The sequence below is a fragment of the Actinacidiphila yeochonensis CN732 genome (assembly GCF_000745345.1).
Lineage (GTDB): Bacteria > Actinomycetota > Actinomycetes > Streptomycetales > Streptomycetaceae > Actinacidiphila > Actinacidiphila yeochonensis.
Window position 1 is genome coordinate 672024 of record NZ_JQNR01000003.1, and the last position, 22316, is coordinate 694339.

Here is a 22316-nt window from a genome sequence, read left to right on the forward strand (position 1 = left end):
CCACACCGACCCTCCGCCCGAGCGGGGAGCGCGACACGACGGCGCCGCCCTGCACCGGCGGAACGCCGACCACGCCCGCACGCGCGGGGAGCCCGCACCCGGCGGCCGCGGCACGGTCAGAGCAGGCCCAGGACGAGGGCGGCCACCGCGGTGGCCAGGAAGACGATCCCGCCGACGATGTTGCGGGAACCCACGCGCAGGTGGGCGATGATGGCGCCGACGAAGTACAGCACGAGGCCGGAGGCGGCCAGGGTTCCCAGGATCGGCACGACGAAGCCGGCCGCCAGCCCCACGGTGCCCGCGGCCAGCAACGTACCCAGTACCGGTACGTACTTCCGGGGTATGCCCTTCATGTCCGCCTGGGACTTGGGGTATTCGTGGCCGATCAGGTAGGTGACGGCGGCGGCGCCGTTGAAGAGCACGCCGAGGACGGTGACGACGACGAAGGCGGCATGCATGTTCTCTCCGCATCTGTGGGACAAGGAGCGGACCGTCCCCGCGCGGGCGCGGAGCGCACTGGTCGACCCGGACCCTAGCTGGCGGGGGCCTCTTTGACATCACCTCCGTCGAAACCGCCGTCCCGGCGCGGGTGAACCGGGCGCGCCGACCGCCCGCCGTGGAAAAGCGGGCGCCCCGAGCCTCGGGGCGCCCGCTTTTAGCCTCGGGCCGTGCCGGAGCCGTCGAGCGCGCGCTTCTACGACGAACTCGCCGACGACTACCACCTGATCCACTCCGACTGGGACGCGAGCGCCCGCCGGCAGGGGGACGTGCTGGACGCCCTGATCGACCGGGCGTGCGCGACGGTACTCGACTGCTCCTGCGGCATCGGCACGCAGGCCGTCGGGCCGGCGCTCCACGGGCACAGCGTCACCGGCACCGACATCAGCCCCGCGCCGTCCGCCGCGCCGCCCGCCGCGCCGTCCGCGAAGCCGCCGGGCGGGGGCTGCCCCTGCGTACGGCCGCCGCCGACAGGCGCCGTCTGCCCTTCCCCGACGGCCGGTTCGACGCCGTCGTCCGCGCCGACAACGCGCTGCCCCGCCTCCTGACCGAGGCCGACGTGCGATCCGCGCTCGGCGAGACGCGCCGTGTGCTCCGCCCCGGCGGTCAGCTACTGGTCAGCACCCGCGGAAGCACCCGCCGACGGGACGGTCAGTCACGCGGCGGGGTCAGGTTGGTGTGGACAGGGGGCCGTTCACGTTCGGGAGAGAGGCGGTCGTGGTCGCCGCCGCACAGCTCGTTGCTCAGCTTGGACAGCAGGGCCGCCAGGTCGGCGTGGCGGGCCGGGTCCCAGTCGCCCAGCAGCCCGGCCAGGACGGAACGGCGGGCCAGGGCGAGCTGGTCGGCGGATTCGCGCCCCTGCGGCGTGAGCACCAGCGGGTTGCCCTCGCGGACGGCCAGCCCGCGGGTCTCCGCCTCAACGGCCGCGGCCTCGATGACCGAGCTGGGCAGCGTCGTGGCGCGGGCCAGCTCCACCGGGTCGGCCCGGCCGTCCTTGGAGGTGCGCAGCAGCAGCCAGCTGGTGGCGGGTTGGAGGTCGAGCCCGGCCATCCGGGTGATCCGCGCGTACAGGTCGCGTTTGGCCTCGCGGGTGCCCAGCAGGGACAGGCAGCGGGCGATCTCGTCGAGCGAGGAGCGCTCCACCGGGTTCGCGCCGACCGTCTCGCTGCCGTCCGGCACGGTGACGCTGCGCCGCAGCGGCTGCTCCTTGAGCAGCCAGGAGAGGAGGAACGCGACCGCGGCCACCGGCACGGCGTAGAGGAAGACGGTGGTGATCGAGTCGGAGTAGGCGTGCAGTACGGGGTCCTTGATCACCGCGGGCAGCCGGCGGATGGCCGTCGGGTCGGCCTGGAGCTGTCCGGGGTTGAAGCCGGGCGGCAGCGGCACCCCGCGCAGCGCGTCGGTGAGCTTGCCGGTGAGCTGGTGGGTGAAGACCGTGCCGAAGACGGACACGCCGAAGGAGGCGCCGATCGAGCGGAAGAACGTGGCGCCGGAGGTGGCCGAGCCCAGGTCGCGGTAGTCGGCCGCGTTCTGCACCGCCAGCACCATCACCTGCATGACCAGGCCGAGCCCGAGGCCGAAGACGAGGAAGTACAGGCTCATCACCCACGTCGACGTCGTCACGCCCATCTGGTGGAGCAGCAGCAGGCCGACCGCGGTGACGGCCGTGCCCAGGATCGGGAAGATCTTGTAGCGGCCGGTCCGGCTGACGATCTGGCCGGAGGCGGTGGACGAGATCAGCAGCCCGACGACCATCGGGATCATGTGCACGCCCGACAACGTCGGCGAGTAGCCGTGCACGACCTGGAGGAACGTCGGCAGGTACGTCATCGCGCCGAACATCGCGAAACCGATGATGAACGAGATGGCCGAGCAGACGGAGAAGGTGCGCACCCGGAAGAGCCGCAGCGGCAGCACCGGTTCGGCGGCGCGCTGCTCGATCAGCACGAACAGCCCGACCAGCGCGACACCCACCACCGCCAGCCCGATGATCTGCGCCGAGCTCCACGCCCAGGTGCTGCCGCCCAGTGACGTCACGAGCACCAGGCAGGTGGCGGCGGCGGCCACCACGGCCATGCCGGCGTAGTCGACGCGGTGCTCGGTGCGGCGGACCGGGACGTGCAGCACGGCGGCGATCACGAGCAGCGCGACGACGCCGATCGGCAGGTTGACGTAGAACACCCACCGCCAGCTGAGCTGTTCGGTGAAGACCCCGCCGAGCAGCGGCCCGAGCACGCTGCTCGCGCCGAACACCGCCCCGAACACGCCCTGGTAGCGGCCGCGGTCGCGGGGCGGCACGATGTCGCCGACGATCGCCATCGACAGTGCGATCAACCCGCCGCCGCCCAGGCCCTGGAGTGCCCGGAAGGCGATCAACTCGCCCATGCTCTGCGCCACTCCGCACAGAGCCGAGCCGATCAGGAAGATCACGATGACGGTCTGGATCAGCCGTTTCCGGCCGTACATGTCGCCGAGCTTGCCCCACAGCGGGGTGGCCGCGGTGGACGCCAGCAGGTAGGCGGTGACCACCCACGACAGGTGGTTGATGCCGCCGAGGTCGCTGACGATGGTGGGCAGCGCGGTGGAGACGATCGTCTGGTCCAGGGCGGCCAGCAGCAGGCCGAGGGCGAGGGCGCCGATCGCCAGGCGGACGGCGCGCCGGTCGTGGGCGGAGGCCGCGGGGCCTCGCCGGGCGCGCCGGGCCCGGCCGGCGTCCCCGGGGTCCCCGGAGTCCCCGCGCTCCCGCCGGACGGGCCGGCCGTCCCGGCACCCTCGGAGACGCCGGAGACGCCGGACGCACCTGACGTGCCGGAAGTGCTGGAAGTACCGGAAGTGCCGGGTGCGCTTGAGGTCCCGCGTGCGCCTGAGGTGGCGGGTGCGCCTGAGGTGGCCGTGCCGGCGCCGGGACCGCCCGCCCGTACCTCGCGGGGAGCGGCACCGTCACCCGCACCCGCGGCCGCCGCCGGGCTCGCGGTCGCAGTGGGGTCCTCGGTGGGGTCCTTGTCCGTCTCCCGGGCCATCGACGGCTCCTTACGGCTCGACGGTTCTCATACGGCCCACGCCACCTCCGACGCGGACCGGACGTCTTATGTTCGCACCATTTGTCCCGTTATGGCGTATGGAGTCTGCCAGCGGAGTGCGGGGGAGGCGTGCCGCATCCCCACCTGATCGGCATAATCGGGTCTGGCTTCGCACAGATCGCACCCAAGGGGTGGGCGGTCGGCGAGCGACGGCGGGAGGGGTCCAGTGACGCCGAAGAACAAAGGTGGCCGGGCGAAGGGGCGCAGGCAGCCCTCGGGCCCTGCGTACGGTCCCGGCAGCCCCACCGATCGCCCTGGCACCCCCGAACCCTCCTCCGACGGCTCCCCCGGCTCGACGGGCTCCCCCTCGCCCCGGCCCGGACCGGCCCCGACGGCGGGCGGGGACGACACGCCCACGACCCAGCTGCTCGTCGTACGGGTGACCGCCGAGGCCGGCGACCCGGCAGGCAAGGGCGCCGCGGTGGCCGGCCCGATGCGGGCCGGCCGGAGCCCCGTCCCGCCCCCGGCCCGCCCCGTGACCGCCACTCCGCCCGGTCCGACCGGCCGCGCGACCCCCCAGCCCGGCCCTCCGACCAGGCCGCCGACCGGCCCCGCCTCGCCGCACGGCCTGATCCCCGTACCCGCCCAGGGGCGCACCCCGGCGCCGGAAGCCCAGCACGGCGGAGGCCCCGGCCGGACCCCGGCCGGACCGCTGATACCCGCGGGCGCCGGGGGCCCCCGCATGCTGCCGGCCGCCACGTCCACCCCAGGCTCCGACGCCGCACAAGGTCCCGCCCCGGACGAGGACCACGCCGCAGACCCCCGCGCCGCCGCGCGCGCCGCTCAGCGCGCCGCCGCAGTGGCCGCCGCCGAGGGCTTCCACCCGCTGTGGCTGCGCCCCTACGTCGGCAGGCCGGAGGTCATGGACGCCGAGACGACCGACCGGCTGCCGATCATCCAGGGCGGCCCCGGCCACCGCGGACCGGCCACCGCGGACCGGCGGCTCTTCCCGGCCGCGGCCGCGGCGGCCGCAGCGCGCCCGGGGGACGAGGGGTACTCCGGCTTCGCGTACCCGCCGGTCGGGCCGTCCGGCGACGCGCTCTCCGCCGACGAGGCCCGCGACACCGCCGCGCGGGGCCGGCACCGGAGGCGCCGGCGCCGCATTGTGGCCGCCGCGGCGGTCGCCGCGGGCGCGCTGGCCGCGGGCGCGGCGGCGGTGACCGGGCAGGTCCTGGGCAACGATCGGGCCCCGACCGACCTGGCCGTACCGGACCGCACCTCCGCGGTGCCCGATGTGACGCTGCCGCCGGACGCCTCCGCCTCCCCGCACGCCGACAACGGCGGGACCACGCCCGGCACGCCGCCGCCCACGACGACCCCGGCGCCGTCCACCACGCCCACCGCCTCGGCCACCCCGTCGGGCAAGGTGTCCTCCACCCCGGCCTCGACCCCGACGGCAACCAGCACCTCGACACCGCAGGCCACGGCGACCGCCACGGCCACGACCACGACGACGCCCAGCACCGAGCCGACCACCGAGCCGACCTCCGACGCGGGAGACGGCTCCCAGCACTCCGACGAGCAGGTGCTCAGCCAGGGCGACTCCGGCAGGGCCGTGGCCGACCTCCAACGGCGCCTGTCCGACCTGGGGATATACGACGGCAGGGTCGACGGCGACTACGACCACGAGGTGGAGCGGGCCGTGGCCAGGTTCCAACACCAGTACGACGTGGACGATCTGGACACGGGCACGCCGATCGGCGAGGCCGGGCCGAACACCCGCGCGACGCTGAGGTCCCTGACCTCCTGACGACCCGCGCGGCCTCACGCCGCTCCACGGCGCTCCACGCCGCCCCTACGCCGCCCTACGCCGCCCTATGATGCCTTGGACGGCGACGGCTTCGGTGCGGAACCCGACGAACTCGGCGACGGGCTTGGCGCGTTCGGGGCCGGGCCGAAGACCACGGTCACCTTGTCGAAGCCCAGCGAGGTCAGCATCCGCGTCAGCATGCCGCGGGTGTTGGTCTCGGCCCGGCCTGCCAGGTTCGTCTGTTTGGCGGCGTCCTGGATCTTCTGCGCGGCCAGCACGTTGAGCTGCTGCGTGTTGCCGGGGTTTCCGCTGAAGAAGTCGCCGACCCGGTCGAAGAAGCCGCGCTGCTGCGAGACCACGTATGAGTTCTTCGGGTCGAGCGAGGCCCGCTCCAGCGCCGCGTGCGGCAGTCGGATCGTGGCGCTCCTCCGGTCACCGGAGACCTGCACGGCCCCGGACCCGACCTTGCCGAAGTCGACGTACGCGTCCACGCTGCCCGCCCCGACGTAGAGGGTGCGCTTGCCGCGGACCGCGTCCGGCAGGAACTTCGCGTCCTTGTCCAGGTCCACCACCACCTCGAAGTTGCCGCTGGCGCCCTCGAAGCGGTTCATGTCCTGGATGGACTTCAACACCACCGGCCCGCTGCGGACGTCGGTCTTCTCCGCGAACGGGTTGGGGATGCCGGGCAGGAGGTCCGCCCTGCCCAGGAGGAAGAACAGCAAGCCCAGCACGACCACGCCGACGACGATCCGCGCCCACCACGGTGTGGTGCGCACCACCCCGACCTGTTGCGTCTCCATGACACACCTCCTCACGGGCTCGGCTACCCCGGCCGGCCCGCGTCATGGGCCCCAGAAACCCCCAACTCCCGCCATTACAGGACCCGATGGGGATGTCCGGCACGCCAGGGCCGAACCGCGGACCGCCTCAGCGCCCGGGTCCGGCCGCCTCAGCACCCCCGCGGTCCTCAGCCCAGGTGCGGTACGCCTTCCACGAACTGGAGCAGCCCCCACGTGAAGTGGGCCACCACGCGGCCGGGCCCGCCGCCGGAGCCGGCGTTGGGCGCGGGCTCCGGCGGCAGGCCGGAGCCGGGTGGCGGGGTCAGGGCGAGGCGCGCGCGGGTCGGCGCGTCCGGCGGCAGCGGCACGGCGGGGGCGAAGGCCCGGGCCGCGTCGTCGATGACGCAGGACCAGGGGGTGAGGTCGTCCAGGGAGCGCAGCGGTGGCGGCGGCTCCCCCGGCGCCCGGACCAGCGACTCGTTCAGCACGGCGGCGCCGCCGGGCGCCGTCACCACCTCGAACCGCAGGTCGGGCCAGAGCGGCACCGGCCACAGCGCCGAGCGCAGCTCGACGTCGCCCACCCGGCGGCGCCGCACCTGCTCGGGCGGGCCGAGGGCGGTGCGGTAGCGGGCCTCGCCACGGGGGAAGCCGCGGGCGTGCAGCCGCGCCTGCCACCTGCGGTGCGCCTCGCGCAGCTCCGTCCGGGTGGCGCCGAGAGCGCGCAGGGCGTCCTCGACGAGCCCGGGGTTGTGGTCGGCCATCCGCCGCAGCAGCACCAGCTGGAAGTGGGCCGGCCCGAAGGGTTCCGTCGGCATGGCGGCGAGTCTAGGGCTGGCGTCGCCGCCCGATCTTTTGTACCGTTGAGAAACAAAGTGGTTCCGCCCGCTCACCCTGACCCGCGGGCGGGACCATGGAGTACGACGCACGGGGCCGAACCGGCCCGCCACGTCCGGAGCGCAGCACGGCGCCCGGGACGCCGGCGGGTTCGGGTCGGCCCCGCCGCCACGACCGGCGCCGACGCCGACGCCGACGCCGCACGGGCGCGCTCAGCGCCCACCGCGTCGCGGGGCGCCGCCCCGGCGGGAGGACCAGTCGCAGAGAGCCTGATGGAGCCGCGAAAATGACGTCCACGCCCATGCCCAAGCCCACGTCCACCGAGTTCCGCGTCCGTGGACTGCTGCTCGACATGGACGGCACCCTGGTGAACTCCGACGCCGTCGTGGAGCGCTGCTGGCTGCGCTGGGCCGACAAGCACGGCCTTGACCACGACCACGTGATGTCCATCGTCCACGGCCGCCAGGGCTACGCCACGATGGCCGTGCTCCTGCCGGACCGCCCGATGGCCGAGAACCTCGCCGAGAACGCCGTGCTCCAGGCCGAGGAGACCGCCGACACCGACGGCGTCGTCCCCGTCCCGGGCGCCCCCGCCTTCCTCGCCGCCCTCCAGGGCCGCCCGCACGCGCTGGTCACCTCGGCGAGCGAGGCGCTGGCCACGGCGCGCATGGACGCGGCCGAGCTGCCCATGCCGCGGGTCCGGATCACCGCGGAGTCCGTCAGCGCCAGCAAGCCGGACCCCGAGGGCTTCCTCAAGGGCGCCGCCGAACTCGGCTTCCCGCCCGAGGACTGCCTGGTCTTCGAGGACTCCGAGGCGGGCATCGCGGCCGGCCGGGCGGCCGGTGTGCGCGTGGTGGGCGTCGGCCCGCGCGCCGCGGCCCTGGCCCCCGACGCGCACGCGCCCTCGCTGGAAGCCGTCCGCGTCGAGGCGGCGCCGGACGGGACCCTCATCGTCACTGTCACCGCGTAGTACGTCCTTCACCGCGCAGTACGTCCTCTATAGGAAGCCGCCGAGCCGCCCACTCAGGGCCCATAAGGCGGCCGTACGTCCTATAGGGCCTGGACGGCCGTCCTATAGGACGGCACGCGCCACCCGACGATCGGCACCGCCCCACGCGAAACGACCCGGCGCCGGCCATGGCAGGTGAACCATGGCCGGCGCCGGGTCGTCGTGCGTCCGGCGGGCGACGTCAGCCCGCGGCGGCCTCGTAGAGGCTGAAGCCGGCCAGCACGACCATCACCGCGGCGGCCGCCTTCGTGATCAGGCCCAGCGGGACCCGCTTCATCAGCAGCCGGCCGCCGAAGACGCCCAGTGCGCCGACCGCCCACAGGCCCAGTACCGCGCCGATCGCGACGGAGACCGGGTTGTCGTAGCGGGCGGCCAGGTTGGCGGTCATGATCTGCGTGAGGTCGCCGAACTCGGCCACCAGGATCAACATGAAGCCCGCCCCCGCGACCTTCCAGAAGCTCTGGTCGGCGGGCGCCTTGACCTCTTCCTCCTCCTCGCCCTTGGAGAACAGGAGCATGGCCGCGCCGGCCAGGAAGAGCACACCCACCACGCCCTGCACCCAGCGGTGCGGCAGCAGGGTGAGGAGGCTGCCGGCCGCGATGGCCAGCGCCACGTGGACGGCGAACGCGGCGGCGACGCCGACGAAGACGTAGGAGGGCCGGTAGCGGGTACCGAGAATCAGCCCGGCGAGCGCGGTCTTGTCGGGCAGTTCAGCCAGGAAGATCACGCCGAAGCAGACGGCGATGACGGTGATGCTGAGCACGGAAGGTCGTTCCTCGTTCGGTCGGGGCGGCCACGACCGAGAGCACCACGGAAATCGACTCCGGGGAACGCTTCGGCCGCGGCAGCGTCAGGACACTGCGGCCGAAGGTCTCGCTGGCGGGCGCGACGAAACGCGCCGCCTCCGGGCGCCGGCCCACCTGGCGGACGCGACCCCTTGAGGACGCGCACCCGGCGAGCAGTATGTCGACGGTCCGGCGAAGAGCTACTCCCCTTCTGCTGCGCACCACCCTACGGCATACCCCCTTCCACCCGGGCCCGCAATCACCTGATGCGACGTGTCCACCACCCTCCGCGAACGACCCGCGTCGCCCACGTCCGCCGCCGCGCGCCGCCGAGCGGGCCGTCACCGTCCGCGTGCGGGCACCCGGCCGCTCCTCCCGCCGCCCGTACGGTCGGCCGACGGACCCCCTTACCCTCCGTGCGGCCGGCCGTCCAGAGGGCACGCCGTGAGGGTTCGCACCCTTTCTGTCCTGCGGAAACGATGTGAGGGAGCACACCGGACCCGGTCGGCGGGGAGGGGCGGAGCCGGTCGGAGAAGGTCCGTACAGGCGGTCCAGGTACGGCCGCGGCGGCGTTCGCGCCCCCATCGGCGGGCCCTCCGGAGGGCCATCGCGCACCCCGCCCGCCGAGGCCGAACCGCGCCTTTCCCAGCTGGCTATTCCCGCCGTGACCCCTTCGTGACTGTCTTCTACGTCACGCGACCGGGGCGGAACCGCCCGCGGGCACTGGCGTAACCTGTACGGCTGACGGTGGAAGAAGATCCACCGCTCGTTGACGCGGCTCCGAAGACGACGTTTCCGGAGCACTTTCGCCAGACGGGCCCGCACGACCTAAGCGCAACACCCCGGCAGGACTGGACTGGCGAAGGGCAGGAGGCGACGACGTGCTGCACAGCATTGGCAACCTGTTCAACTGGCCGTGGATCTACGTGCTGGTCGGCCTGTCCGTCCTGCTCGACGTCTTCCTGCCGGTACTGCCCAGCGGCGTGCTGGTGATCAGCGCGGCCACCGCGGGCTCCACCGGCGCCCGCGACGGGCTGCTGGACATCGCGGTGCTGCTGGTCTGCGCGGCCACCGCCTCGTGCGCGGGCGACCTGCTCGCCTACCGCCTGGCCTGGCGCGGCGGCGACTGGTTCGACCGCCGGGTGGCCGGCTCCCGCCGACTGCGCGCCGCCCACGAACGGCTCGGCCAGGTGCTCAACCGCGGCGGCGGCACCCTCGTGGTGCTGGCCCGTTTCGCGCCCGCCGGGCGCAGCGTGGTGAGCCTGGGTGCCGGAGCGGCCCGCCGCCGCCCCCGCGAGTTCCTGCCGTGGTCCGCGCTGGCCGGCCTCTGCTGGGCGACCTACAGCGTGGGCCTGGGCTGGGCCGGCGGCCGGTGGCTGGGCGCGAGCTGGTTCGGCACGGCGATGTCGTTCGTGGCACTGCTGGCCGCGGGCGCGTTCGCCGCCCTGGTCTTCCGGCGGGAGCGCCGCATGGCCATCGCCGCCGCGGGTACGGCCGTCCTGGCCGTACCGGCACCGGGAGCGCTCCTCACGGATGCCGCCGCCCTCATGGACACCGCTGCCGCCGCCGGAAGCACGGAGGACGTGCCGGGTACGACAAGGGCGGCGGGCACGATCGAGGAGCAGGCCGCCGCGGCCGCGCCCCTGACGACGGTGACGCCCGTCACCCAGATCGCCGCCGTCCCGCCGCAGCTGCCGCCGGAGCGCGGCCCCGTGGTCGAGGCGCTCTGATCCAGCCGACGGCGGACCCGGCCTCAGCACTCAGCTGATCCGAGCAGCCGATCCACCGACCAGCCGATCGACCGATTCACCGACCAGCCGATCCACCAATGAAGCCGGACGGGCCCCGCGCCCGCTCCGGCTTCCGGCGTTTCAGGGGCCGGGGCAGGCGCTGCGGCGGGGACACGGTCGGAGCCCGGGATCGGAGTCCGGGAACGGTGGCCGGGAACGGAAGCCGGGATCGGAAGCCGGGAGAGGACCGCCGCCTCTTCGTACGGATCGTACGGACGTCGCAGCAGCCACTCTTGGGGCGCCGCTTTCCCGATTCTCAAAAAGTATTCTCACTCGATCCGGCAATAGTCAGCACCCTGGGTGATGACAAGAATGGGCGCCGAACACCTCATGACGGGAAGGACAGCCCATGTCGGTTGATGCGGGACAGGACACCGCACACGTCGATCCTCAGGACCAACGGGCGCGGACCAGTCTGGACACGGCCGCCGCACGCAACCTGGCGACCACCACCAAGTCCGCTCCGCAGATGCAGGGCATCTCCTCGCGCTGGCTGTTGAAGGTGCTCCCGTGGGTGCAGGTCACCGCGGGCACCTACCGCGTCAACCGACGGCTCACCTACGCCGTCGGCGACGGCCGGGTCACCTTCGTGAAGACCGGCTCCGAGGTCAGGGTCATCCCGCAGGAGCTCGGCGAGATCGCCTCGTTGCGCTCGTTCGACGACGTGGCCGCGCTCACCGCCCTCGCCAACCGGTTCGTCCAGCGCGAGTACGGCCCCGGCGAGGTGCTGGCCGAGGCCGGCTCCCCGGCCGACACGGTCTTCCTCATCGCCCACGGCAAGGTCGAGAAGATCGGCGAGGGCTCCTACGGCGAGCAGACCCGGCTGGGCGCGCTCGCCGACGGCGACCACTTCGGTGAGAGCGCCCTGCTCGGCGAGGGCACCTGGACGTTCACCGCGCGCGCCGCCGCCGCGACCACCGTGCTGGAGCTGCCCCGGGCCGCCCTCCAGTCGGTGCTGGAGACCACGCCGCCGCTGCGTGAGCACCTCGACGCCCAGCGGGCACTCCCCCAGCAGCGGGTCAACAAGCGCGGCGAGGCGGCCATCGAGCTGGCCTCGGGCCACTCCGGCGAGCCGCAGCTGCCCGCGACGTACGTCGACTACGAGCTGAACCCGCGCGAGTACGAGCTCAGCGTGGCCCAGACGGTGCTGCGCGTGCACACCCGCGTCGCGGACCTCTACAACGAGCCGATGAACCAGACCGAGCAGCAGCTCAAGCTCACCGTCGAGGCGCTGCGGGAGCGCCAGGAGCACGAGCTGATCAACAACGCGGAGTTCGGGCTGCTCAACAACGCCGAGTACGAGCAGCGCATCCAGCCGCACTCCGGCCCGCCGCTGCCGGACGACCTGGACGAGCTGATCAGCCGCCGCCGCGGCACCCGCTACCTGCTCGCCCACCCGCGCACCATCGCCGCGTTCGGCCGCGAGTGCACCCGCGCGGGCATCTACCCGGAGCCGGTGGAGGTGCTGGGGTCCACCGTCCCGGCCTGGCGCGGTGTGCCCATCCTGAGCTGCAACAAGATCCCGGTGACCGAGGAGCGCACCAGCTCGATCATCGCGATCCGTACCGGCGAGGACAACCAGGGCGTCATCGGCCTCAACCAGACCGGCCTGCCGGACGAGTACGAGCCGGGGCTGAACGTCCGCTTCATGGGCATCGACGAGAAGGCCGTCATCAACTACCTGGTGAGCACCTACTTCTCCGCCGCGGTCCTGGTGCCGGACGCGCTGGGCGTCCTGGAGAACGTGAACGTCGCGCACTGGGGCCGCTGAGCCCCCGGGGCCCGCGCTTCGGGCCCGGGGGCTGAACCCCGGGCCGACGGGACGCCCGCCTCCCCGCGACCGCCCGTCGGCCCGGCCGCCCCCGCGACGAGCTGAGACGAACTGAGACGGCAGAGAGCGGCTCCCCCGCCCGTGTGGCGGGGGAGCCGCTCTCTGCCGTCTCCAGGCCGCTCCTCGGTGCAGAGCGAGCCATCGAGGCGGGCCTGTCGCCGGCCGCCCGGCGGGGCCGGACAGAGCCGACCGCCGTTCCGCCCGGCTTCTCCGACTACCGGTGCGCACAGGTCCAGCGCACAGGTCCAGCGCACAGGTCCAGCGCACAGGTCCAGCGACAGGTCCAGTGCGGACCCTCAGGGTGCCGGGAGCGATCCCTCTGGGCCCAGGGCGGCGCCGGAACGGCTGCGGCCCCCACCGATGGCGGGGGCCGCAGCCGTGAGGACAGGCGTCGGACGGGGACCGGACGGCGTCCGACCGGCAGCCCCGTCCCGTACGCGCCCTACTGGCGCAGGACCACGTCCTTGAACACCGACGGAGTCACCGAGAGGCCGGTCCCGAAGGGCGCGTTGAGGTCCCAGATCAGGAAGAGCAGGAAGGCCATCAGCGCGCTGAAGAGCCCCACCAGCAGCAACTCCCGCGGGGATCTGCGGATCTGGAGGGTGAAGACCAGCCCCACGGTCACCAGCGCGCCCACGATCAGGCCGAACCACACCACCCCCGGCATGGTGGACCCGGCACTCTGGCCGCGCGCGGTCCGGGCCTGGTCGGCCGCGGCGACCGAGTCGACCAGCGGCTGGTACGCCTGCTGGCCCAGGTCGCTCTTCGGGTCGTACTGCTCGATGTCTTCGCGCACGGCCGCCAGCAGCCGTGTCCCCTTCGGCGTGAGGTCACCGTGGTCCCGCATGTACGGCCACTCGGTGTGGATCACGTAGGAGGTGTACGTGTCCACGTCGGCACGGATCTTGTCGCGCACCGGGGCCGGGTAGACCCCGACGCGCGCCTTCACCTCGTGCAGCGCCTGCGCCTCCGCCTGGACGTCGGCCTGGGCGGAGCCGCGGCCCTCCCAGACACCGGCGATGGCCAGGCCCAGCACGATGGCGTAGACGACGCCGATCATCATCACCATGTACTCGATCACGTCGGGCGTCTCCGACGGGTCGTCGTCGTCGCCGATCCGGCGGTGCCGGAGCACGACGACGCTGATCACCACCACGCAGACCGCGGCCATCGCGATCACCAGTGCCAACCACTGCGACATGACGTCAACTCCCCCTTACAGTCAGCGGTTTCTGCGGTACGTGTGCGAGCCGGGCCGTAGGACGGCGACGGCGAGCAGGGCGGGCACGGTGGTGAGCAGCATCGTGGTCAGCACGGTGTGCCCCTCCTGCCGCGGTGGACTGGCCGGCTTGGGCGCGGCGACCGGCCACACCGCCGCCGTGCTGGGCACCGGCTTCGGCGGGGTGACCACCGGACGGGGCTCGGGCCGCGGCGCCGGCGAGGTCACGACCGGCGCCGGTGCCGCGGCCGGCCGGGGTGCCGGGGTCGCGGGCGGTACGGCGCGGACGGGTGCCGGGGTGGGTGACGGCTTCGGGGTGGGCTTCGGTGTCGGGGTGGGTGTGGGCGTTGGGGTGGGCGTGGACGGCGGCGCGGACGGCGGGTTCGGATGCGACGGCGGCGGACAGGGCGGCGGGCGGTGGTGCCGGAACCAGTACCCCAGCGGCCATGACGCACCGGGTGACCACGACGGGCCCAACGGCCACGTGGAGTCGAGCGGCCAGGAGGTTCCGCCCCGCCATGACCGGGGCGTCCACACCGACCAATCCGTCGGTGTCGTCCAGGCCGTCCACTTCGTCCACTTGGCGTACGGCACGCACGTCGGCACCGGGAGCGGCCACCTCCGGTGCTTGCCCGGGTGGCGCTTCACGTTCCAGGGCCACGGCCCGTACACCGGATGCCGCCCCCAGTTGCCGGGCGGGTGGGCGGCGGGCCCCGGTGACCCGGCCGAAGGGCGGTGCCCCGGCGAACCGTTCGCGAGATGGCCCGCGCCGCTCCCGTTCCCGGGGCCCCGTCCGGGCCGGTGCGCGGTTCCCGCACCGGTGCCGGGGCGCTGGAACGGGTCGGACGGCCTGGAACCCGGACGGGTGCCGACGCCGGAGCCGGACGGGGTGGCCGTCGGTGCCGGAGCCGGTTCCCCGGCCGTCGGCGCGGGAGGAGTGGGGTCGCCGCCGCGGCCCGCTGTCGGGCTGTCGCCGGGGGTCGGGCTGTCACTGGCGGAGGGCGGGGGGCTGCCGCCCGGCTCCGGGGTGGCCGACGTTCCACCGGACGCGGAGCCCTTGCCCGGACGGTCGCCGTGGTGGCGCCCCGCCGCCGAGCCGTCGCCACGGCTCGGCGGCGAAACCGGACCGGAACTCGCCTGCGTTCCTGGGCGGTCGGTGTGCCCTGGCCCGGCTCCCCCAGTGGCCTGGTTGCCCGGGTGTCTGCCGGACGCCGAGGTGCTGTTGCCCGCGCTGCCTGCGTCGTCCTGGACGGCGGGACGTCGGGATCGTTGATGCTGCCGGTCTGATCGCGGCTGCTCTGAGGTCTCTGTGGCCTCAGAGGCACTAGAGGTACCAGAGGTGTCGGAGGTCGCGGTAGGGGCGGCCTGGGTCGACGAGTTCGACGGCTCGACGACCGGGCCGGACGGACGGGGGCTCGGGGCGCGCAGAACGCGGGTGCGCGGGCGCCTTCCGCGCAGCGACGCGGGTGGGCCGCGAAGGCGGCCGTGCCGCCCGCCCCCCACGTGATCGCTGCCGCGGCCACGGCGCACGCCGCCCGTATCAGGGCGCGCCTCCCCCAGGATGTGCTCACCCCTCCATGGTTCGCGCCCCAGCCGATGACACACCAGCAAACCGGACAGATCACCCCCCGGTGTGAGCGAGAAGTACCGAAACTCGAACAGGGCAGGGGGCGTTGTGCTAGTCACCGGATCGATCCCCGGATGGCAGTGGAACCGAGCCGAGCCTCCCGTGAGAGGGCGCCCCGGGAATCGCGCCGCACCATCCGCCGGACCGGCCACCACACCAAGAAGCCACTCAGCCGGTCACGTCTATAGTGACCGGCAACAGGGCGTCTCGCAGAGGGGGTTGGACGTTGAGGCGATCTGGCGAGAGGCGAAAGGCAGCCACGACCGCGCTGTTCCTGGCCGTGGTCGTCCTGCTGCTGGGTGCCTGCGGGACGCAGGTGGCCGGTCAGGCGGGTGCGGGCATGCCCTCGACTGCGGCGCGTGGGCCGATCCCGTGGACCACGCTCGAACCCTCCGCCGTCACCGCGGCCCGACTCGACGACGATCTCCGCACAGTGACCCTGACCGCCCAGGTGCCCAGCGGGCCGCACCCTTGCGTGCGGAGGCTGAAAGCCGTCGTCACCGACGGCATCTACGGCACCGTGCCCGGCACCGTACACGTGCAGGTCACCTTCAGCTCGCCTTCCGGCGACACCCGTTCGGGCTGCACCGAAGAGGCCGCGGCCACCACCCGGGTCACGTTGCCCGACCCCCTGGGAGATCGTGAGCTGGTCGTCGACGACCACACGCAGTTCACCGCGGCGGGTGCGACGCCGCCGGCGCTGCGGCTGTGCGGACGCCTGGGATGCACGCCGCCGGCCACCGGCTGCACCGCCGACTCCTACGACCAGGCCCTGATCGCCGTCGACGCACCCGAGCACACCTACCGGGGTGCGACCGACTGCTCCACCAAGTGGCTGGTCATGGACTTCTCCTGGGGCACCGGGCCGGTGTGCGGCGACGACACGACGAACCCCGCGTGCACGTCCCGGCTCGGCGACCGCTGGTTCTTCCGCGCCGAGAAGTCCGGATGGGTGCCGATCGCCGACGGCGCGGCCGGAGGATGCCAGGCCGTGCAGCACGCGGCGCCCGCGTTCCCGACCTCCATGTGCAGCCTGCTCAAGCCCCTCCCCTCCTCCCTGCACCCCCACCACCCGCCGGCCTCCCCCTCCCCGAGCACCGGCGGATCCGCTGAAGAAGGCGTGGAAAAGGGCGAATAAGGCGGCACGCAGGGCCGAGCAGCTCGTACCCCTGGAAGCTGCCGGGCGGGCTCCCGCAACCTGACGTGGACAGACTCCTGCAGCGGCGGTGCGATATACCCTTACGCTCCCAAATGCAGCCTGGGACCAGCTTCTCCGATGAACCCGGGAGCGATTGGTTCGACTCAGCCTGGACCGGAGCCCCCCCGGAGGCGAGGGAGACAGCCACCCGGCCGCATCGTAGGCGTAGGTGATCTCGCGGCCGCGTATCGCCTGTTCACCAATGACGCAGGGCCAAGGCTGAGAGCTTGAATTTCAAAGGCGGGAGTGGCGGCGCCTGTTCACCCAGCGGGTCAAGAAGTAGACAGGCACCAGGCACAACGGCTCCAGATACGGATGCCACCCGGCAGGGGCCAATGCAATCACCACCGCTTCGTAAACAAAGATGATAGCGATTGCCGCAACGGCGAAACCTTTGCTCCACGCCACTGCGATGCGATTGAATTTCTCCTCCCGTATAACATCGTCTTGTGGTTCGCCGACCATGTCGTCCCCTTAACCGAAAGAAGGTTTCTGGTTCTCATCACGGAGACCACGGACCCCGATGAGACTTTCGGTGCCCACGTCGGACAGAGAGCAATCCTATGGAGAGTTCGGCGGAACACGGCCGCTACCACCCATGGCGTCCCCTGTGTTTACCGTTCCACGGAACGTCGAACGCCCGATGGGCCCACCGACAAAACCGCCTCCGCAGCCCTCCTGGTAGCTCATCATCGCACCACGGGAACTCGCGTGGCGGCAACCGTGGTGCGAGCCATGGGGAACTTCGAGCAGCCCTGACACGCGTCACCAGCTGACGTACGGCGAGCGGCCACCTCGCGCGGTCACTACGTTGCCGAGAAGACCTCACTGCCGCGTCCCTGATGATCGCCGACGGAGCCGACGTGGACGGTGGCCCGGACCCTGGTCGGCCACACGACCACGACGCCGACTCCGGACCCGTACGGTCACCTCGGGTCGAACCGGTTGGACGGGGTCCGACCGACTCGATCGCCAGCGGACCGAGGGCCCTGGAGGCTCGCGGGCCCGCCCCCGCGCTTGATCCGTACTGAATGCGTACTGCAACGCCGGAGGCCCTTCCGCCGGAACGGCGGAAGGGCCTCTGACCAGGGGTTCTGCTGTGGGCGTGGACGGTTTCGAACCGCCGACATCCGCCTTGTAAGGGCGGCGCTCTACCACTGAGCTACACGCCCGGGGGAGACTGCGAAGACACAGGGTACCTTGCCGCAGGGCCTGGTCAGCAACAGGCGGGGCCGACCGGGCCGACCGAGGGGGCCGTGTGTTCGGGCCGGGCGGGTGGGAGGATGGACCCGACGGCATCGCACGGGCGCTCGACGGGGCACGAAACGGCCTGAAACGGCACGGGACGGCGTGTGGCGGTGGCGGGACGGCACGGCGCGGCGCGAGACGGGGAGATCAGGCCAGGTGACGACGGCACGTTCGTGGTGGCGGCGCGGTGACGACTCCCGCGCGCAGGCGCAGGCCGCGAAGGACGCCGCCGCTCAGGCGTTCTACGAGCTGGACACCGCGCAGCGGGATCTGGAGATCGCCGTCGAGACGATCTCGGCCGTCGATGACACCCCGGAGGGCCGCCGCGCGCTGGCCGGCTTCCGCGCGCTCGGGGAGAAGATCGACAAGGCCAGCGCCGCGTACATCTCCGCCGTGGACGCCCACGACCTGGACTGGGACGGCTTGGAGCACACCGCCGCCGTCCAGGCCCGCGCCGAGCTGACCCGGGCGAAGGACGAGCTGGTCGGCGTCCGCGGCGAGCTGGAGCGCTATCAGGCCGGGCTGGCCCCGCTGCTGGGCAAGGCCGAGACGCAGCTGGCCCGGCTGGCGCCGGCCCGGGAGCAGGCCAAGCAGTCGCTGCTGGCCGCGAGCCAGGCGCTGGACGCCGTGCGCGCCGCCGGGCTGAAGGCCGACGACCTGGCCGCCCGGCTGGCCGCGCTGGGCCCGGAGCTGACCCGGCTGAACGAGGGCGCCTCCCAGCACGGCGTGCAGGAGACGGTGCGGCGCGCCGACACGATGCGGCGTACCGCGGAGGCGATCCGGGCCGAGGCCGAACGTCTGCCGCGGCAGGCGGAGGAGATCGACCGGCGGCTGGTGTCGCTGCGCACTCGGGTGGAGGCGCTCGGCACCCGGGCGCAGGGGGTGGCGCCCGTCCTGAGCGAGCTGCGGCGGCGTTTCTCGGCGGCCTGCTGGCAGGATCTGCAGAACGTTCCGCAGCAGGCCGAGCAGGCGGTGCGGGACGCCCAGGAGACGCTGGCCGAGGGGCGCCGGGCCCGTACGGAGCAGCGCTGGGCGGAGGCGGCCTCGGCGCTGTCCCGGGTGCGGACCCTGATGGACGACGTGGACGGCGCGGTGGGCGCGGCGGGCAACAGGCTGCGCCAGCTCAACGAGGTCAGCAAGGACCCGAGCGGCGAGGTCGAGCGGACCCGGTTCGCGATCCGGGACGCGCAGCGGCTGGCCATGCAGGGCCGCGCCACCGCGGAGCCGAAGTACGCCCGCCCGCTGGACGACGCCGTGGCCCGGCTGGACCGCGCCGCGGCCGGGCTCCAGGGTCGCCACCCCGACTACTGGGCCTTCCTCACCGAGACCGCGGCGGTGCGCGAGACGGCCAACCGCGTGGTGGCGGTCATCCGCGAGGACCGGGCCGCCGGTCGCTGAGGCCGCACGGGCACGGCGGCACGAACGGCACGCCGGCGTCGGCGTGACGGCACGAACGGCACGCCGGCGTCGGCGTCGGCACGACGGACACGACGCCACGAACGGCACTACGCCACGAACGGGTGAGGACGCGCGGGCTCACAGGCTCCCGGCGGCGACGCGGGGGCCCAGCTCGCGGGCCAGGGCGACGGCGAGGGCGCGGAAGACGGCGACCTCGGGGTGCCCGGCGGTGGCGTGGTCGCTGCGGCGGGCGAGGTAGCTGCTGTCCCAGGGCGCGTCCAGCACGGGCACGTAGACGGCGCCGGGCCAGGAGTAGTACCGGGCGAAGGACTTCAGGCCGGAGCCCGCCGAACGGCCCGCGACGACGCCGGTGAGGACCTCCTGCGGGGTGCAGGCGTAGTCGACGCTGCGGCGCGGCGCGTCGTTGCCGAAGTAGAGGTAGTCCACGAAGGAGAGCGGCGTGTGCGCCGGCACGCGGAAGAACGGCAGGTGCTCGGTGTCGGTGACGCGCAGGCCCTCGTCCCTGGCGTCCGCGTACGGCGAGGCGGCGGGGACGATGATGATGCGCTGCTCGGTGGTCATCACGTCGGCGCTGATGCCCGGGGTCTCCGGAGCAGGGCGGACGAAGGCCACGTCCACCCTGTCGTGGAGCAGGGCGGTGGCGTGTTCGGTGTAGTCCAGCTGGCGGATCTCGACCCGGACGTGCGGGCGGGCGCGGCGGTAGGCGTTGAGCACCGCCGGGGTCAGCTCGCCCGACCCGTGGCCCATGATCCCCACGCGCAACGGCCGGTCGCTCCGCGCCTCGGCGCCGGTGAACTCCGCCAGGTCGGCCGTGGCGGCGTCGGCGGTGGCGAGCAGGGTGCGAGCGTGTCCGGTCAGCCGCCGGCCGGCGGGCGTGGGGGTGACGGGCGGACCGCGGTGCAGCAGCTTGGCGCCCACCTCGTTCTCCAGCCTGGCCACGTGCTGGGTGACGGCGGCCGGGGAGAGGAAGAGCCTGCGGGCCGCCCGCCCGAAGTGGCCCTCCTCGACCACGGCGAGAAACGACGCCAGCAAACGCAAGTCCACTCTTCCCAGCTTACGGCCCTGCCGGGGCCCAGCTCACAGCCCTGCCGAGGCCCAGTTCACGGCCCTGCCGGACGACCGGCCGAAGGCCCCGGCGGCCGACGGCGACGAGCCCGACAACTGCCGGCCGGGGGCGCGCGAGGCGGGTTCACGAATCGTGAACGCGGGCGGCGTACGGCGGCGGGCGCCCCGTACAACCGAGGTGTGCTCACTAACGACACGCGCCTTCGGCGCCCTTCCGCGGCGGCGCCGGACACCTCGGCGGCGTCCCCCTCCGCCCCTCCCCCGCCGGACTCCCGCGCCGCGGTGCGGGCCGCCTGGATGATGACGGCCTCCGGCTGGAGCGCCAACCAGTTCTCCGCGCTGCTGGGCGTCTACCGGAGCGACCTGGGCATGTCCGCCTCCGCGACCACCGGTCTGTTCGCCCTGTACGTACTCGGTCTCGTACCGGCGCTCCTGGTGGGCGGCCCCCTCGCCGACCGGTACGGCCGCCGCCCGGTCGCCCTGGTCGCGCTCGCGGTGAACCTGTTCTCCAGCCTGCTGCTGATGGCGGGGGCGCACTGGACCGCGGTGCTCTTCCCGGGCCGCTTCCTCACTGGCGTCGGCGCCGGGGCCCTGCTGGCGGCAGGCGGCGCGTGGGTCAAGGAGCTGTCCAGCCCGCCGTACGGCGCGGCCGGGGGCGCGGCGAAACGATCGGGGCTGTTCGTCTCCCTGGGCTTCGCCTCGGGCGGGCTGGTCGCCTCCGTGCTCGCGCAGTGGGCGCCCGACCCGCTGGTGACCGCCTACCTGCCGCACGTGCTGCTGGCGCTGCTCGCCTGGCTCGGCGCGCGGCACGCGCCGGAGACCCGGCCGCGGCGGGAGGTCCTTCCGCTCCCGGGTCGGAGCCCGGATGCCTGGCGTGTGGTGCGAGGCCGCTTCCTGCGCCGCTTCCTGGCCTTCGCCCCCTGGGTCTTCGCCGCCCCGACCATCGGGTTCGCCACGCTGCCGGGCCTGGTCGACGGGCACCTGCGCGGCTGGCAGACCGTCTACGGCGGCATCGCCACGGCGGTGGTCCCGCTCGCCGGCATGCTCGCGCAGCGCGCGGTCGGACGCCTGGCGGCCTGGCACCGGATCGCCCCGGGGGCGGTCGGACTCGCGCTCAGCGCCCTCGGTTTCGCCCTGGCGGCCTGCGCGGCCGCCGCTGCCGACCCGGTACTCGGGCTGCTGGCGGGGGCCGTGCTGGGGGCCGGATACGGCCTCGCTCTCGCCTTCGGGCTCACCGAGGTGACCCGCGTGGCGCCGCCCGAGCACCTGGCCAGGCTCACCGCGTTGCTGTGGACCCTCGCCTACCTGGGCATGTTCGCCCCGTACCTCGTCGCCCTGCTCTCCGTCGCGGTGCCGGTGCCGGTCCTGCTGACCGCCCTGGCGGCTCTGGCCCTGGTGTGCTGCGCCGCCTTCACGGCACGCGAGGGACGCGCCCGGGGTGCCCTCGGCACGTGAGCGACCGTGGGGCCGGCGAGCGGGTCCGAGCCCCGAGCCCGGCCCGGCCTGTCCGCCGACCCGGCCCGGTCCAGCCGCGCCCGACGAAGGCATGGCGCGTCGAAGCCACCGCCCGGGAAAGGCATGGCCCGACGAAGGCAGGGCCCGACGAAGCCACCGCCCGGTGACGTCGCGGGCCCGGCCGGGCCGGGCCCTGACGCCGCCGGACTCAGCAGCGACCCACCTCAGCCGCAGCAGCCCCCGCCACAGCAGCCGCCGCCCGCCGAGGGGCCGGCGGAGGAGCTGTCGGAGGACGAGCCGACCCCCACGGAGACCGTGGAGAGCAGCTTGACGGTGTCGTTGTGGCCGCGCGGGCAGGGGGGCGCGGGCGCGTCGGACTGGGACATCGGGCGGCGCATCTCGAAGGTGGACCCGCACGCCTTGCAGCGGTATTCGTAACGAGGCATGACCTCACGATAGCCCGGACCGCCGTCCTCGCTCCGCACGTTGTCCACAGCCCCGCGCCCACCCGGGCGACGGCGCCCCCTCCGGCCCGTCCGGAGCCCGACCGGCAGGGCCCACGGCCCCCGCTCACCCGGCGCCCGCCGGCCGACCGCGCCGACCGCGCCGACCGTCCGAGAAGTCCGACCCGCGCCGACCGTCCGGGAAGTCCGGGGCCCCGGGGTCCGGAAACGCGGAAGTCCGGAAACGCGGAAGTCCGGGGTCCGGGGTCCGGGGTCCGGGGGTCCC

General features: G+C 73.7%; 17 protein-coding genes, 1 tRNA gene and 1 pseudogene. 8 read left to right on the forward strand and 11 right to left on the reverse strand.

From position 1 onward, the window contains the following. Positions 1 to 116 precede the first annotated feature (116 nt). Positions 117 to 458, reverse strand: a complete 342-nt coding sequence (locus BS72_RS04440; RefSeq protein WP_037906569.1) for a DoxX family protein — start codon at positions 456 to 458, stop codon at positions 117 to 119. A gap of 335 nt (positions 459 to 793) precedes the next feature. Between BS72_RS04440 and BS72_RS39740 the strand changes: the two are divergent. Beyond that, a pseudogene (locus tag BS72_RS39740) lies at positions 794 to 1054 on the forward strand (hypothetical protein); the annotation flags it as partial. Positions 1055 to 1149: 95 nt separating this feature from the next. Here BS72_RS39740 and BS72_RS04450 read toward each other — a convergent pair. After that, positions 1150 to 3144, reverse strand: a complete 1995-nt coding sequence (locus BS72_RS04450) for an MFS transporter (RefSeq protein ID WP_078901002.1) — start codon at positions 3142 to 3144, stop codon at positions 1150 to 1152. Positions 3145 to 4260: 1116 nt separating this feature from the next. Between BS72_RS04450 and BS72_RS04455 the strand changes: the two genes are divergently transcribed. After that, the gene (locus tag BS72_RS04455; protein ID WP_157856145.1) at positions 4261 to 5328 is read left to right on the forward strand and encodes a peptidoglycan-binding domain-containing protein; all 1068 of its coding nucleotides are present in this window, start codon (positions 4261 to 4263) and stop codon (positions 5326 to 5328) included. A gap of 65 nt (positions 5329 to 5393) precedes the next feature. Here BS72_RS04455 and BS72_RS04460 read toward each other — a convergent pair whose 3' ends face one another. Together BS72_RS04460 and BS72_RS04465 are read right to left on the reverse strand one after the other, a co-directional pair. Beyond that, positions 5394 to 6128 (reverse strand): DUF4230 domain-containing protein, encoded by a 735-nt coding sequence (locus tag BS72_RS04460; protein WP_078901003.1) that lies wholly within the window; start codon positions 6126 to 6128, stop codon positions 5394 to 5396. Between the two features lie 167 nt (positions 6129 to 6295). Continuing rightward, the gene (locus tag BS72_RS04465; RefSeq protein WP_037906574.1) at positions 6296 to 6922 is read right to left on the reverse strand and encodes a hypothetical protein; all 627 of its coding nucleotides are present in this window, start codon (positions 6920 to 6922) and stop codon (positions 6296 to 6298) included. A 305-nt stretch (positions 6923 to 7227) separates the two neighbouring features. Here BS72_RS04465 and BS72_RS04470 point away from each other — a divergent pair, with 305 nt between their 5' ends. After that, positions 7228 to 7911 (forward strand): HAD-IA family hydrolase, encoded by a 684-nt coding sequence (locus tag BS72_RS04470; RefSeq protein ID WP_232792208.1) that lies wholly within the window; start codon positions 7228 to 7230, stop codon positions 7909 to 7911. Positions 7912 to 8131: 220 nt separating this feature from the next. Here BS72_RS04470 and BS72_RS04475 read toward each other — a convergent pair whose 3' ends face one another. Continuing rightward, the gene (locus BS72_RS04475; protein ID WP_037906579.1) at positions 8132 to 8713 is read right to left on the reverse strand and encodes a TMEM165/GDT1 family protein; all 582 of its coding nucleotides are present in this window, start codon (positions 8711 to 8713) and stop codon (positions 8132 to 8134) included. A 903-nt stretch (positions 8714 to 9616) separates the two neighbouring features. On the opposite strand from BS72_RS04475, the gene BS72_RS04480 reads away from it, so the two are divergent. Together BS72_RS04480 and BS72_RS04485 are read left to right on the forward strand one after the other, a co-directional pair. Beyond that, complete coding sequence (locus BS72_RS04480; RefSeq protein ID WP_078901004.1) at positions 9617 to 10465, forward strand: DedA family protein; 849 nt, start codon at positions 9617 to 9619, stop codon at positions 10463 to 10465. A gap of 409 nt (positions 10466 to 10874) precedes the next feature. Then, entirely contained in the window at positions 10875 to 12296 is a 1422-nt protein-coding gene (locus tag BS72_RS04485) for a family 2B encapsulin nanocompartment shell protein (RefSeq protein ID WP_037906582.1), read from the forward strand. 502 nt (positions 12297 to 12798) lie between these two features. On the opposite strand, the gene BS72_RS04490 is transcribed toward BS72_RS04485, so the two are convergent. Together BS72_RS04490 and BS72_RS36280 are read right to left on the reverse strand one after the other, a co-directional pair. Continuing rightward, entirely contained in the window at positions 12799 to 13557 is a 759-nt protein-coding gene (locus tag BS72_RS04490; RefSeq protein ID WP_037906585.1) for a bestrophin-like domain, read from the reverse strand. A 21-nt stretch (positions 13558 to 13578) separates the two neighbouring features. Further along, positions 13579 to 13767, reverse strand: a complete 189-nt coding sequence (locus BS72_RS36280) for a hypothetical protein (RefSeq protein WP_157856146.1) — start codon at positions 13765 to 13767, stop codon at positions 13579 to 13581. 1661 nt (positions 13768 to 15428) lie between these two features. Here BS72_RS36280 and BS72_RS04500 point away from each other — a divergent pair. Then, positions 15429 to 16340 carry a hypothetical protein gene (locus BS72_RS04500; protein WP_198545755.1) on the forward strand — a complete coding sequence of 304 codons (912 nt, stop codon included), beginning with the start codon at positions 15429 to 15431 and terminating at the stop codon, positions 16338 to 16340. Between the two features lie 294 nt (positions 16341 to 16634). Here the strand turns inward: BS72_RS04500 and BS72_RS36285 are convergent, their stop codons facing one another. Together BS72_RS36285 and BS72_RS04505 are read right to left on the reverse strand one after the other, a co-directional pair. Further along, positions 16635 to 16865, reverse strand: a complete 231-nt coding sequence (locus tag BS72_RS36285; RefSeq protein ID WP_157856147.1) for a hypothetical protein — start codon at positions 16863 to 16865, stop codon at positions 16635 to 16637. Positions 16866 to 17500: 635 nt separating this feature from the next. Beyond that, a tRNA-Val gene (locus BS72_RS04505) sits at positions 17501 to 17572 on the reverse strand. Positions 17573 to 17804: 232 nt separating this feature from the next. Here BS72_RS04505 and BS72_RS04510 point away from each other — a divergent pair. After that, entirely contained in the window at positions 17805 to 19046 is a 1242-nt protein-coding gene (locus tag BS72_RS04510; RefSeq protein ID WP_037906587.1) for a hypothetical protein, read from the forward strand. A 138-nt stretch (positions 19047 to 19184) separates the two neighbouring features. Here BS72_RS04510 and BS72_RS04515 read toward each other — a convergent pair whose 3' ends face one another. Next, positions 19185 to 20111 (reverse strand): LysR family transcriptional regulator, encoded by a 927-nt coding sequence (locus BS72_RS04515; RefSeq protein WP_037906590.1) that lies wholly within the window; start codon positions 20109 to 20111, stop codon positions 19185 to 19187. Between the two features lie 201 nt (positions 20112 to 20312). Here BS72_RS04515 and BS72_RS04520 point away from each other — a divergent pair, with 201 nt between their 5' ends. Then, complete coding sequence (locus BS72_RS04520; RefSeq protein WP_232792209.1) at positions 20313 to 21587, forward strand: MFS transporter; 1275 nt, start codon at positions 20313 to 20315, stop codon at positions 21585 to 21587. Positions 21588 to 21811: 224 nt separating this feature from the next. Here the strand turns inward: BS72_RS04520 and BS72_RS04525 are convergent, their stop codons facing one another. Then, positions 21812 to 22033 carry an FmdB family zinc ribbon protein gene (locus tag BS72_RS04525; RefSeq protein WP_037907636.1) on the reverse strand — a complete coding sequence of 74 codons (222 nt, stop codon included), beginning with the start codon at positions 22031 to 22033 and terminating at the stop codon, positions 21812 to 21814. Between the last annotated feature and the right edge of the window lie 283 nt (positions 22034 to 22316).

Excerpts from the sequence above, each read along its gene's own strand:
- BS72_RS04440 (WP_037906569.1), bottom strand. The coding sequence starts at position 458 with ATGCATGCCGCCTTCGTCGTCGTCACCGTCCTCGGCGTGCTCTTCAAC.
- BS72_RS04455 (WP_157856145.1), top strand. The coding sequence starts at position 4,261 with ATGCTGCCGGCCGCCACGTCCACCCCAGGCTCCGACGCCGCACAAGGT.
- BS72_RS04460 (WP_078901003.1), bottom strand. The coding sequence starts at position 6,128 with ATGGAGACGCAACAGGTCGGGGTGGTGCGCACCACACCGTGGTGGGCG.
- BS72_RS04465 (WP_037906574.1), bottom strand. The coding sequence starts at position 6,922 with ATGCCGACGGAACCCTTCGGGCCGGCCCACTTCCAGCTGGTGCTGCTG.
- BS72_RS04470 (WP_232792208.1), top strand. The coding sequence starts at position 7,228 with ATGACGTCCACGCCCATGCCCAAGCCCACGTCCACCGAGTTCCGCGTC.
- BS72_RS04485 (WP_037906582.1), top strand. The coding sequence starts at position 10,875 with ATGTCGGTTGATGCGGGACAGGACACCGCACACGTCGATCCTCAGGAC.
- BS72_RS04490 (WP_037906585.1), bottom strand. The coding sequence starts at position 13,557 with ATGTCGCAGTGGTTGGCACTGGTGATCGCGATGGCCGCGGTCTGCGTG.
- BS72_RS36285 (WP_157856147.1), bottom strand. The coding sequence starts at position 16,865 with ATGGTCGGCGAACCACAAGACGATGTTATACGGGAGGAGAAATTCAAT.
- BS72_RS04525 (WP_037907636.1), bottom strand. The coding sequence starts at position 22,033 with ATGCCTCGTTACGAATACCGCTGCAAGGCGTGCGGGTCCACCTTCGAG.